Annotated in this window: 10 protein-coding genes; 2 read left to right on the plus strand and 8 right to left on the minus strand. The window is 60.5% G+C overall.

What is annotated here, in order from left to right; translation table 11 throughout:
* Nucleotides 1-15: 15 nt before the first annotated feature.
* Nucleotides 16-1,572: a TerC family protein gene (locus N434_RS14135; RefSeq protein WP_110758750.1), complete on the plus strand. Its 1,557-nt coding sequence runs from the start codon at nucleotides 16-18 to the stop codon at nucleotides 1,570-1,572.
* A gap of 111 nt (nucleotides 1,573-1,683) precedes the next feature.
* Here the strand turns inward: N434_RS14135 and N434_RS14140 are convergent, their stop codons facing one another.
* The 7 genes from N434_RS14140 to N434_RS14170 all read right to left on the minus strand — a co-directional run bounded on the left by N434_RS14140 (nucleotide 1,684) and on the right by N434_RS14170 (nucleotide 9,815).
* Entirely contained in the window at nucleotides 1,684-2,310 is a 627-nt protein-coding gene (locus N434_RS14140; protein WP_065117831.1) for a dual specificity protein phosphatase family protein, read from the minus strand.
* A 48-nt stretch (nucleotides 2,311-2,358) separates the two neighbouring features.
* On the minus strand, nucleotides 2,359-3,276 hold the full coding sequence (locus tag N434_RS14145; RefSeq protein ID WP_181423984.1) for an inositol monophosphatase family protein: 918 nt from the start codon (nucleotides 3,274-3,276) through the stop codon (nucleotides 2,359-2,361).
* 63 nt (nucleotides 3,277-3,339) lie between these two features.
* Nucleotides 3,340-4,410 carry an ABC transporter substrate-binding protein gene (locus N434_RS14150; RefSeq protein ID WP_502695776.1) on the minus strand — a complete coding sequence of 357 codons (1,071 nt, stop codon included), beginning with the start codon at nucleotides 4,408-4,410 and terminating at the stop codon, nucleotides 3,340-3,342.
* Nucleotides 4,411-4,505: 95 nt separating this feature from the next.
* A complete protein-coding gene (locus N434_RS14155; RefSeq protein ID WP_110758754.1) occupies nucleotides 4,506-5,654 on the minus strand; it encodes an ABC transporter substrate-binding protein in 1,149 nt (382 codons plus the stop codon).
* Between the two features lie 15 nt (nucleotides 5,655-5,669).
* Nucleotides 5,670-6,794 (minus strand): ABC transporter substrate-binding protein, encoded by a 1,125-nt coding sequence (locus tag N434_RS14160; RefSeq protein WP_110758755.1) that lies wholly within the window; start codon nucleotides 6,792-6,794, stop codon nucleotides 5,670-5,672.
* A 34-nt stretch (nucleotides 6,795-6,828) separates the two neighbouring features.
* Nucleotides 6,829-7,962: an ABC transporter ATP-binding protein gene (locus tag N434_RS14165; RefSeq protein ID WP_110758757.1), complete on the minus strand. Its 1,134-nt coding sequence runs from the start codon at nucleotides 7,960-7,962 to the stop codon at nucleotides 6,829-6,831.
* On the minus strand, nucleotides 7,962-9,815 hold the full coding sequence (locus tag N434_RS14170) for an ABC transporter permease (protein WP_065117837.1): 1,854 nt from the start codon (nucleotides 9,813-9,815) through the stop codon (nucleotides 7,962-7,964). Before N434_RS14170 ends, N434_RS14165 begins: the two co-directional genes overlap by 1 nt.
* Nucleotides 9,816-10,332: 517 nt before the next feature.
* Here N434_RS14170 and N434_RS14175 point away from each other — a divergent pair.
* Nucleotides 10,333-11,319 carry a LacI family DNA-binding transcriptional regulator gene (locus N434_RS14175; RefSeq protein WP_110758759.1) on the plus strand — a complete coding sequence of 329 codons (987 nt, stop codon included), beginning with the start codon at nucleotides 10,333-10,335 and terminating at the stop codon, nucleotides 11,317-11,319.
* On the opposite strand, the gene N434_RS14180 is transcribed toward N434_RS14175, so the two are convergent.
* Complete coding sequence (locus N434_RS14180; protein WP_110758761.1) at nucleotides 11,316-12,959, minus strand: Na/Pi cotransporter family protein; 1,644 nt, start codon at nucleotides 12,957-12,959, stop codon at nucleotides 11,316-11,318. The genes N434_RS14175 and N434_RS14180 overlap by 4 nt on opposite strands.
* Nucleotides 12,960-12,991 lie beyond the last annotated feature (32 nt).

The raw sequence follows: 12,991 nt of genomic DNA on the forward strand, positions 1-12,991 counted from the left end.
TAAAGGCTCCTGAACATGGAATTCCTCGCAGATCCGAACATCTGGATCGGCCTCGTCACCCTTATCGTTCTCGAAGTCGTCCTCGGCATCGACAATCTCGTCTTCATCGCGATCCTTGCCGACAAGCTGCCACCACACCAACGCCACAGGGCGCGCATCATCGGTCTGTCGCTGGCGCTTGTCATGCGCATCCTGCTGCTGTTCTCGATCTCGTGGATCGTCACACTGACACGGCCGCTGTTCACCGTCGCGGACTTCTCCTTCTCGGGGCGCGACCTCATCCTCATCCTCGGCGGTGCGTTCCTGCTTGCCAAGGGAACCCTGGAACTGCACGAGCGGCTGGAGGGCGGGCATAAGCCGAAAGAAGGCAAGGTGGTCCATGCCGTCTTCTGGCAGGTCATCGTGCAGATCGTCGTGCTCGATGCCGTGTTCTCGCTCGACAGCGTCATCACCGCCGTCGGCATGGTCAATAATCTCTGGGTGATGATCACCGCCGTCTGCGTGGCCATGGCGGTGATGATGGCGGCCTCCAGGCCGCTGATGACATTCGTGTCGAAACATCCGACCGTGGTCATTCTCTGCCTTGGCTTCCTGTTGATGATCGGCTTCAGCCTGATCGTCGAAGGTTTCGGTTTCCATCTTCCGAAGGGTTACCTCTATGCGGCCATCGGCTTTTCCGTGCTCATTGAGGCGGCGAACCAGCTTGGCAGGCGCAACCGCGAAAAGCGCATCACCGCCGGTGATATGCGTGAACGCACCTCCGACGCCATCCTGCGGCTTCTCGGCGGCCGGATCGGTGAGCAGCCGCTTGGCGAGACGGCCGATCTTATCGCCGAACAGGCCACCCTCAGCGACCTGTTCAAATCCGAAGAAAAGGACATGATCCGCGGCGTGCTGACACTTGCCGAGCGCCCCGTCGTGTCGATCATGACGCCACGCACCGAGATCGACTGGCTGGATATCGACGCCGACCCGGAGACGCTGCGCCACCGCCTGCTGGAACTCGACCATTCCCGGTTGATGCTGGCGCAAGGCAAGCTGGACTCCTTTGTCGGCGTTGCCGCCACGAAGGACCTGCTGCGCGATCTTCTGCGTGACGGCAGCCTGAATCTCGAAAGCTCGCTGCGGCAGCCGCTTGTGGTGCATGAGAGCGCCACCGCCCTGCAGGTCATGGAACAGCTGCGCAAGTCTCCGTTGCAGATGGCCGTCATCATCGATGAATACGGTACGCTGCAGGGTATCGCCACGCCGACGGATATTCTCGAGGCGATCGCCGGCGAATTCCCTGATGAGGGCGAGGAGCTGCTGATTTCGGAAAAGGCCGAAGACGGCTCCTGGCTTATCGACGGCGCCGTCGATGTCAGAAGGGCATCCTACCTTCTCGACATCGATCTGGTGGATGAGGCCGACCGCTACTCCACCGTGGCAGGCTACATCCTGTGGCGTCTCAATCGCCTTCCCGAAGTCGGCGAGCGGGTTTCCGGCGACGGCTTCGCTTTCGAGATCGTATCCCGCTCGGAACGGAACATCGAGAAGGTCCGGGCATGGAACAACGCGGTGAACGAAGCCTAAGACCGAAAAGCCGGGAGGATGCTGACTGGCAACCTCTCGGCCTATCTGGCGGGTCTCACACCGCAGGTGCGCCGCATCCCCCAAATCAGGTGACGCAACGGCAGCCTCTCTTCAGTGCGCGGCGTCGATCATCGCGATCCAGCCAGCGGCACGGCGGGCGGCATCCGCAAGCACGGGTTTCGGCGCCTTGAACCATTCGTTTTCCGGCAGTTCGCGCTTCACCCGCACAAATCCGATGGCATCATCGAGTGTCGGAAACTCCACCGGCAGCGTCAGATGCAGAAAAAGCGCGACAACGGCGACGGAGCGCGAACGGCCACCCCGGCAATTGATGAGCACGTTGCCGCGTTCCCGACGAGGATAGGACGGCTTGTCGGGCAATATCTGCTCCAGCGCCGCGCGCAGGATATAGTGGGCCGCCACCATCTGTGTATCGGGATTTCCGGCGCCGTCGATCAGGCCGATCTTGTAGTAGCGGATTTCGCCCGGCCCATAGACACTGCCTTCATGATCGGAAACGACCTGTGACTGCTCCACGAAATTGAAGTCCAGATTGACGGCGCAATTGACGACGGTGGTGATGCCGTTCTGGCGCAGGAGATTAAGGTCGCTCGCGCCCTCCTTGCCCGAAATGAACAGATCGACGCCATAAAGCGGATGCCGCTCATAGATGCGGCTGAGCTTCGGCAATTCGCCGCTTTCCGGCTCTCGGGCTGGGGTCTGTTGCGGTTGCGGCATGTCATGTCTCCATCGGCGCCTATATGGCCGCCGTCATTTATAACGTCTTCAGAACTTCGCGGTCGTTTGGTTCAGCCGTATCGCGGCATTGGCGATGCGGCCTTCGGATATGGATCGTGCCACCCGGTTCAATGTTGGATAGCTCGCCCCCTCGCCCGTGGCGATATAGCCGGGGCAGAGGAAATCGGCGGAACCCTCCGCCACTTTTCCGAGGGTCAGCTGCTCATAGGTTCCGCCGGCATTCCTGAGGATGAGAATGGCGGCGGCCACATCCCAGGCATTGACGCCGAAACCGGCGGCCGCATCCGTCCAGCCGGCCGCGACATGGGCGATGCTGAGTGCGGCGCTGCCGGGCCGGCGCAATGTCGAAAAGGTCTCGGCAAGAGTGCCGAAATTGGCAAGCGCCACATCCCGCCCATCCAGCCGGAAATCGCGCGAAACGGGGTAGCCGGTGATCAGCGTCGCGCGCGTCTCATCTGCGACGCTGCGGGACTGCAGCCTTTCGCCGTTCAGATAGGAAGCCTTGAGTTCGGCGGAAAACATCTGGTCTGTCACGGGATCATAGACCACCCCGGCAACGGTTTTCCCGTCGATGACGGCGGCGATGGAGACACACCAGAAGGCAAGGCCGCGGGCGAAATTCGCCGTACCGTCAATCGGGTCGACATACCATTGTACCGCGCCGCTGCCGATCTGTCCGCCTTCTTCACCCATGATCGCCGAATTGGGCTCCCTTTCGAGAATGACGGCGCGGATGGCGGCTTCGGCCCGTTTGTCGTGAATGGTGACGATATCGTGGAGATCGACCTTGTAGTCTACGGCCATATCGGAGCGAAACGCGGCCAGCAGCGGATCACGCACCGCACGTGCGGCGGTCTCGGCGATTTCCATCAGCCGCACGGAGTGGGCAAGCGCCTTCTCATTTTCAGGTTCCCGTTCGGTGGAGCGTGATGTCTGCATCGGCATATCCAGTCTGTTCATTCCCATGAGAAAGAGGCGGCGGCGCGGTTCATGCCGCGCCAGCCGGGATTATTTCCTGTAATTGACGCGCCAGAAATCCTGCCACTCCTCGCGCCGGTCGAAATCATCGAGACCGGTGGCGGAATCGTAACCCATCAGCCTGTCGGCGACCTTCATCAGCCCCGAAGGCTCGTCAGCCGGCATCTGGATGTCGGTATTGGTCGGCAGCTTGCCGTCCTTCATCTGCGGGGCGATGCCCTCTTCCGTCAGGACGTAGTGAATGAAGAGCTTGGCCGTGTTCGGGCTTCTGGTCTTGGTAGCCATCAGGCCGAGCTTGATATAGGTCCAGCCGACCCAGGGATCGAGATCGGTGCAGAGGCCGAGCTTGTAGCCCTTATCGGCATTGTCGCGGAACTTTGCCGAACTGAGCAGGCCGAAGAAGGGCTGTTTCTGGCCGGGAGCGCCGACCGCCTCCGCCACCGGGTCGTCACCTTCGGTGGCAAGCGGGCCGTTTGCAGCCATCGCCTTGATCCAGGCGGCTGCCGCGCCCTTCTCCTCCATCTCCTTGCCGGAATGGGCCTTGTAGGCTGCCGCCACCTTTTCATTGCCGTGCGCTTCGAGCTGGTTGAACCAGTCCGTATAGGTGCTCTTGCTCAAGGGATCGACCATGGCGACCTTGCCTTTCCATTTCGGCTCGGTCAGTTCCCAGATGTTGCCCACCGGGCATTTGTCATGGGCTTCGGTATTATAGGCCCAGACATTGGCGTTGGTGGAAATGGCCAGCGGGTTCTGAAACTGCGCCGGGATTTTCGAGGCCATGTCGCCCGGCAGGTAATTCTCGACAAAACCCGCCGGCAGAAGCTGGGCGAGCGCCGATGGCGCGTCGGTGATCAGCACCACATCGCCCTGCACGTTGCCGGACTGGCTTTCACGGATGATCATCTCCAGCTGGCTATTGGCCGAGACCTTCACACCCGTTGCCTTCAGCCCGTATTTCGCGCTGAACTTATCGGCCATCTCGACGATCTTGCCGGTGCTGTCATAGATATTGATCGGCTTTTCCTGCTTTGCCGCCGCCAGGATCTTATCCAGATCGAAGGCCTCTTCGGCCGCAGCAGCCATGGCAGACAATCCGATCATTGCCGCAGCAATGGCTGACACCGCTCTCAAATTTGTTCTTTTCATCGTTTCCCCTCCCAAGGAAAAGACAGGCGGGCTTGGCGCCCGCCTTCCGTTTATTTTTTGTAGTTTACCCGCCAGAAATCCTGCCAGCCTTCACGCTTGTCGAGGTCGTCGGCCGCCGTTGCGGCATCGAACGCCATCAGCTCATCGAGATGATCGGCAACCTTCGAGGGTTCATCCGCCGGCAGGGCGATTTTTGTATTGCCGGAGAGTTTGCCGTCAGCGGTCTGGGGTGCGATGCCCTCTTCCGTCATCAGGTAATGCAGGAAAAGTTTTGCCGCATTCGGGCTTTTCGTCTGACCGGCAATCAGACCGAAGCCGGGGTAGAGAAAGCCGGAAAAGGGCTTTACGCCGCTGCAAAGCCCGAGCTTCAGCCCCTTGGCCTCGTTGTCACGATATTTCGCCACCGAAGTGATGACGAAGAAAGGATCGGTCTGCCCCGGCGCACCGGCCGCATCCGCAACCGAACTCGAATCCGTCAGCAGGGGCGCATTTTCGGCAAAGGCTTTCACCCAGGCCGCCGTTGCGCTTTTTTCGCCCGTTTCCAGCTTCTTGCCGTAAAGATCCTCATAAGCCCTAGCGACATCGGCATCGTGGTGGGTTTCGATCTGGTTGAACCAGTCGGCATAAAGCGGCTTGTCGAAGAGGTCGAGCATGGCAAGCTTGCCCTTCCACTTCGGCTCCGTCAGCTGCCAGATGTTGGTGACCGGGCATGTGTCGTATTTCTCGGTATTGTAGGTCCACACATGCGGGTCCGAGACGACCACGAGCGGATCGCGCAGCTTTTGCGGAATATCGCCTTCCATATCCGGCGGTGCCCAACTGGTGACTATGCCCTCCGGCAGAAGCTCGCCCATGGCGGAGGCGACATCGGTTGCGACACTGACATCGCCGACGACATTGCCGGCCCGATGCTCGCGGATCATCAGCTCAACCTGCGTCGCCTCGTTCACCTTCTTGCCGCTCGCCTGCACGCCGTATTTGGCGGTGAAGGCCTGCGCAGTATCAACGATCTTGCCGGTCACCGCATAAACGGTGATCGGCTTTTCCTTCTTCGCGGCATCAATGAGCGCATCGAGATTAAATGCGTCCTGCGCATAGGCGACCCCGCTGAGTGCCAGCGAGAAGCCAAGGCAAATTGCGGAGGCGGTCCCCCGCCGCCTGCGCTCATTGCCATTCCTGTTCTGAGTAGTGATCGTCACCAGTTGGTCCCCCCGTTATTTTTTGTAGTTCACGCGCCAGAAGTCCTGCCAGGTTTCACGCGCATCCCAGTCGTCGAGGCTGGTCGCCATGCTGTAGGGCAGAATGTCATCGAGAACGGCGCCGATACCCGAAGGCTCGTCGGCCGGCAGGCTCACTTCCTTGTTGGTCGACATCTTGCCGTCGATCGCCTGCGGCGCGATGCCTTCGGCGGTCATGACGTAATGGATGAAGAGCTTTGCCGCATTCGGGCTGTTCGTGCCCTTGGTAATCAGGCCGACACCCGGATAGAGCCAGCCGACCCACGGTTTCAGCTCCTTGCAGAGGCCAAGTTTCATGCCCTTCTCGGCATTGTCGCGGAACTTCGCCGAGCTGATGAGGCCCATGAAGGGCTCCTTCTGGCCGGGAGCGCCAACGGCTTCGGCGGCGGCCGCATCGGCATCGGTCAGCAGCGGAGCGTTGGCGGCAAGCGCCTTCACCCATGCCGCGGTTGCGCTCTTTTCCCCGGTTTCGAGGTCCTTGCCGTAAAGCGCCTTATAGGCCGCCTTCACTTCACCGTCGCCGTGGCTGGCCATCTGGTTGAACCAGTCGACATAGGAGGCCTTGCCGAGCGGATCCTGCATCGCCACCTTACCCTTCCACTTCGGGTCGGTCAGTTCCCAGATGTTGGAAACGGGGCATTTGTCGAGAAGCTCGCTATTATAGGCCCAGACATTGGCGCTGGTGACGACGGTGAGCGGATCCTGATATTCCGGCGGAATATTGCCGGCCATATCCGGCGGCAGCCAGCTTTCGACAAAACCCATCGGAATAAGCTGCGCCATCGCCGCCGGCGCATCGCTGATGATCGAGACATCGCCCTGAATATTGTTGGCGCGCGCCTCACGGATGATCATCTCCAGCTGAGCCGAGGCCTTGACCTTCGCGCCCTCGGCACCGACACCATATTTCGCGGCAAAGTTCTTCGCCATTTCGACGATCTTGCCGGTGCTGTCGTAAACGGTGATCGGCTTTTCCTTTTTTGCCGCCTCGATCAGGGCATCGAGGTCGAACGGCTCTTCCGCCTTCGCCGCGCTGCCAAACGTCGCAACAATTGCCGTTGCACATAACAGCCGGCTCAAACCCGTCATTGTCCGCTTCATACTGTTTCTCCTTCAGCCGTCTTTATCGGCGTTTTCAGTTGTAGGTGCTGTTGCGTAGAACGGCGTCCGCCTCGGTGATCCGCTGCCCCTTGGCGTCAAAGGCGTGCAGGGCCTCGGACGGCACGTGGAAGAACACGCGGTCGCCACTGTCGATACGCGGCAGGGAATGGGTGGTCAGGAACAGCGTGTGGTTTTCGCTTCTGAGTTCGAGAATCCAGCTGCCGCCGGTTGGCAATACGCCCGTTACCGTCATCTCGCCGGAGAAGCTGCCCTGCGGCACATCCTCAGGCTTCATCGCATAACCCATCGCCTCCGGCCGCATACCGATAGAGGCAATGCCGCGCAGCTGCGGATAACGCGCTGCAAAATAGGCTTCCGCCTTGTCGGCAACATCCGAGACGCCGGGCTGGCCGAAGGTCAGGATATTGATCGGCGGGCTGCCGACGAATTCGGCGACGAAGCGGTTGGCCGGACGATCATAGATGTCGTTCGGCGTGCCCATCTGCTGCAGCGTGCCCTCGTTCATGACGGCGATGGTGGTGGCAAGCGTCATGGCTTCCCACTGGTCGTGCGTCACGAAGACGATGGTGGTCTTGAACTCCTTGTGCAGCCGCTTCAGCTCGGCGCGCATTTCCAGCCGCAGCCGGGCATCCAGATTGGACAGCGGCTCGTCCAGAAGCAGAACGCCGGGATTGACGGCCAGCATGCGGGCAAGCGCCACGCGCTGCTGCTGGCCACCGGAAAGCTGCGACGGGTAACGGTCGCGATATTTGGCAATGTCGAGCGCCTGCATGACGCGCTCGACACGGGCTTCACGTTCGGCCTTCGGCAGCTTGCGCAGACGCAGGCCGAAATCCGTGTTGCGCTCGATCGTCAAATGCGGCCACAGCGCATAGCTCTGGAAGACCAGGCCCATTTCACGCTTTTCCGGCGGCACGAAGATGCCATCGGTAACGGAATCGATCACCCGGTCGCCGACGCGGATTTCCCCGCCGGAGAGGTTTTCGAGGCCGGCGATCATCCGCAGTGTCGTGGTCTTGCCGCAGCCGGAAGGGCCGAGCAGGCACATGAATTCGCCGTCACGGATTTCAAGATCGAGATCGGAAACCGCATTTGCGGAATTTACACCGTAGTTTTTCTGCGCACCGCGCAGGTTGATGGTAGGCATCAGCTTCCAAGTCCTTCTGCAAGATTTGTGCGGGTCAGTTTCTGGGCCAACAGCGTGCCGAAATAGGCGATGCCGGCGATGATCAGCACCACGGCGTTGGCGGCCTGCGTGTAATGGTAGTCGACCAGCCGCAGCGAATAGGTGGTCAGCACGTCCGTGCTCGGCACGGCGAGGATGACGAAAAGGCTCAAGCCCTTGATGCCCGAAATGAAGGGCAACAGAACCCCCGTCACCAGCGATCCCTTCTGGATCGGGATGACGATGGAGATCATGCGGCGGAACCAGCCGGCCCCTGCAATCTGCGCCGCCTCTTCCGGGTCCTTTCCAAGCTGCGTCATGGCCGAGATGCCGGCGCGTGAGGCATAGGGCATCTGGTCGGCAATCAGCGCCAGGATAAGGATCGTCACCGTGCCATAGAGCGCCGGCATCGGCCCGCGCGGAACGGCAAACAGCGACAGATAGGCGGCGGCAAAAGCGATGCCGGGCACGAGATAGGGCAGGAACGTTACCTGTCGCAGATAGACCGACAGGGCGCGCACCGGCGTGCGGATGACGACATAACCGACCAGGAGACCGAGAACGCCCGATGTCAGCGAGGCAAGCCCGACGATCATCATCGTGTTTTTCGCCGCCGCCCAGAGATCGGGGCTCAGGAGCACGCCGGTCTGCAAAGCCACGGTGTTGAGGTTGGTGCCAATCCAGTAATCGAGCGTGAAGTTGTCGAGCGTGAATTTGGCCGGCATTTTCATGATGGTCGAGAGCGCCAGCGTCAGAAGCGGCAGACCGACGCTGAGGATGAAGATGGCAGCCGCAAAGCCGGTTGCCGGAAGCCGCATCTTGCCGAGGCGGTTTTGCCGGTTCATCGAGCCTTTCGAACCGATGGTCACGAACCGGCGCGCTTCGCGAACGAGGCGGGCATCGATCATCAGCGTGATGATGCCGATGAGCATGATCGAGGCCGCAACGACACCGGCAACACCGGTCTGGCGCGAGGCGATGCTGCGGAACAGCGAGGTGGACAGGACTTCGAACTTCACGGGCAGCCCGAGAACATAGGGTACGCCGAACTCACCAAGGCACTTCGCAAAGATCAGCACCATGGAAGACAGCAGCGCCGGGCGCATCAGCGGCAGGATGACCTGCAAGGCCACCTGATAACGATGAGCGCCGAGAATACGCGCGGAATCTTCAAGCTGCGAATCGAAGCGGCGAAGTGCCGAGCCGAACAGCAGGATGACGAAAGGCGTATAATGCAGGGCAAGGATGATGGTGATCGGGAAACGCCCATAGGCAACCCAGTCCGGTGGTGTGAGGCCGATAGCCTCGAACCAGCCGGGCTGGCCGCCAACGGTGCGGTTCTTGAACAGGGTCGTCCATGCCAGCGCGAAGGTCCAGGCCGGCAACATATAGGGCACGATCAGCGCGGTGGCGAACCAGCGTCGACCGAACATGTCCGTACGGCTGATAAGCCAAGCAAGCACGGTGCCGATGACCAGCGAAAGCGCGATCGCCCCGAAAGCCACTGTCAGCGTGTTAAAGAGCGGCCGCCAGAAAAGGTCTGTCGCGACAGGCGAGAAAAACGCCCTGTCGAGATAATAAAGCGTGAGGTCGCCAACATCCTTGCCAAGACGCCGTTCATGGCCGAACTGGACGCGGACGGCGTCGAGAATAATCGAAATGATCGGAACGACGATCAGATAGGTAAAAAGCAGGGCCGTCAGAACGCCGATCAGCGTCGTCGGCTCCCGGAGCGCGACCTTGAGGCGGTATCGCCAGGCCTGCCATGCCGAAGGCGCGGTCGCAGGGGGACGCCCCAATGCCTCCGCCTTCGTTGATTCACTTAAAAGAGCCATTATCTCTCCCCGTATGGCCACGCCATTGCCCCGACACGCCGGCAAGCATCTGCCTTCGCGCAGCCTGCGAAACAGGCGGCGCGTGCGTTGACCTTCAGCAATGCATCAATGCTTCTGAAGCGGGTGCCGAACCCGCCAATAACGATGATCCCAGCTCCTCCCGAAAACATCGCCGGCAAAACGGATGTGGAATAAAAATTCCATATCCTGCTCGACCTTGGAATGCATGATCAGTCTTAAAAGGCGTTTTGTCAACGAAAAAATGCACACGTGATCACTAACTTATTTATTTGTTTTAAAATGCTTTTTTGTCACAAAACTGTAACTTTTGAACACGGCGGTCGAGAGGAATGTTTTACCTCACACGAAGATAATGGAACGGATGAGACGTTTTCGCAGAACAGGTACGATCGGCGCTCCGGGAGCGAACGGCGCGCAACCGAAAAATTTCGATTGGAATAGCCGATGCCATATGGCCTGTGGTATCAGGCATAGGATTTCGCAACGGGGGAGTTGAATGGCGAGAGGGTTCGTGACGGCCGAAGAGGTGGCGAAAAAAGCCGGGGTTTCACGCTCCGCCGTTTCACGCACCTTCACTCCCGGCGGCAGCGTTTCAAAAGCAGTCCGGCGCAAGGTGCTGAAAGCCGCGCAGGAACTTGGTTATCGCGTCAACCGTCTGGCACAGGGCCTCAATAATGATCGCTCCAACCTCATCGGGGTCGTCGGCGCCAATCTGAGTTCGCCCTTCATTTCAAAGCAGCTCGATCTGCTCAGCATCGGCCTCCTGCGGCGTGGCCTGCAATGCCTGTTGCTGAATGCGGCGGATGCCCGCAAGGACATCGCGCCGCTGATCGAGCTTCTTTTCGAGTTCCGCGCCCAGGCGATCGTCGTTCTTTCCGGTGAACCGCCGGCCTCGATTGTCGACGAATGCATCGCCAACGGCGTGCGCCTCATCCTCATCAACCAGCGTCTCGACCGCACCGACACCAATATGGTGCTGAGCGACGATTCCCACGGCGCCGATCTGGCCGCCATGCGGCTCGTGGCGGCCAAATGCCGGAAGGTCGCGGTCATTTCCAGTGGCAGCCAGACCCCGGCGCAGCTGCGCCGCGCCGGCGCCTTCACCCAGCGCATGACGGTCGAGGGGATCGAGGTCGTTCCTTGGTCCGGCGGGCCGACTAGCTATGACAGCGGTTATCAGGCCGGTTGTGAATTGCTGGTGGACAAGGCGATCGATGGCGCTTTCTGCGTGACCGATCTGCTGGCGCTCGGTTTCATGGACGCCGCGCGGCTGGAAATGGGCCGCCGGGTACCGGAAGATCTCTCGATTGTCGGTTTCGATGATATTCCGCAGGCCGGCTGGAAGAGTTATCAGTTGACGACCGTTGCCCAATCCTTTGATGCCCTGACCGAGAAGGTCCTGACCGCACTCAACAGTGACGAGCCGGAAACGCGGCTTCAGGTCGTGCCCGTTTCCATGGTGGAGCGCATCACGGCGCGCTAAACCGCCTGCCTGATACGGCTTTCGATCAGGAGACCGCTTTCATCGAGGATAGGATGAGCGACGGCGGCAATATGGGCGTTGATGCGTTTCAGATCACGCAGCATGTCGAGATGCACGGAGCTGGTCTGGATGCTGTCGGCCCGGCCGTCGCGCAGGCGTTGCAGATGGCGCTCCGATGACTGCTTTTCGAGGCGGCGCACATCTTCCTTCACCTCCACCAGCCGCCGGGCAAGACCGGCATTGCGGGTGGCGAAGACGGATTGGGCCATGCGGATATTGTCGAGCGTGACGGCGAAAAGACGCTCCAGCTCGCTCTTGCCGTCGTCGGAAAACCTGAGGCCGAGATCGATCTTCTTGGCGATTTCCGGCCGAATGCCCTTCTCGATGATATCGCCGATATGTTCGAGATTGATGGCATATTCAACAATATCCATCGCGCGGCGCTGGTCTTTGCGGCTCAGCCCATCCTGCCCGACCTTCGAGACATAGACCTTGATGTCATGCTGAATACGGTTGACCCGGCCTTCGAGTGTGCTGATGTCGTTGAGCTTCGCGACATCGCTGTCGCGCATCGCCTCACTCGCCTGCCGCAGCATGCGCTCGATCAGGTCGCCAACCAGCAGCACCTCGCGGCTCGCGCCGGCAAGTGCTGCAACCGGCTGATCGAGATCGTGACTGTCGAGATAGCTGCGACTGCTTTCGCTTCCCTCTTTTTCCGGCAGCATTGCCTTCGTTACCCGCAAAAGCAGCGGCGAGAGCGGCCATGCGATGGCGGCAACAGCCAGATTGAAGAAAAGATGGGCATCGACCGCAAGATTGGCGTGCGAGAAGGGTGACATATCCAGAAAGGCCGCGCCATATCCGGCAAGAGGCAGCGCCAGAAAACAGCCGACTGCCCGGACGATGAGATTGCCAACGGCAACCCGGCGCGCTGCCACGGGTGCTTTCAGGGTCGCAAGCACCGGCGGCACCGCACCACCGAGATTGGCGCCCAGCACCAAAACGATGACAAGACTCGTTTCGATGCCGCCGCTGGCGGCAAGCGACAGGATGAGAACCACGACGGCAAGGCTGGAGGATGCCAGCACCGCCAATATGGCGGAGAAAACCAGCGCCACCGGCCAGGCATTGCCAAGCATGGTAATGAAGAGGCTGAGCGCCGGTGATTGCCTGATGGGATCGGTCGCGGCCGACAGAAGATGCAGGGAAAGCAGCATCAAGCCGACCCCGGCAAGAGCCGCACCCGCTCCCTGCCGCTGGGCCGATTTTCCCCGCAGCAGGATGACGCCCGCGAGGATGAGCATCGGCGACAGCCAGCCAAGCCCGAGCGCGACAATCCACGCTGTCATCGCGGTGCCGACATTGGCGCCGAGCAGCACGATCTGCGCCATGGCCGGCGCGATAAGGTCTTTTTCAACGAAGGAGGCAACCATCAGCGCGGTCACGGTCGAACTCTGCAGGGCAATTGTCGCCACGAGACCGGCAATGAAGGAACGAAATCCGCCCCGCGTGCCCGCGGCAAGACCGGTGCGGAGCTTGGCGCCGAAGGCGCGCGACATTCCGTCCCTGATCTGCGCGAGGCCGAAAAGCAGCAACGCCACCGCGCCGAACAGATTGATGCTGACAACGACCGATTCCATCGGATCACCTCGCCTGTCGTTCCCGTCGCCGG

The sequence above is a fragment of the Rhizobium sp. UGM030330-04 genome (assembly GCF_003208455.1).
GTDB lineage: Bacteria > Pseudomonadota > Alphaproteobacteria > Rhizobiales > Rhizobiaceae > Agrobacterium > Agrobacterium rhizogenes_A.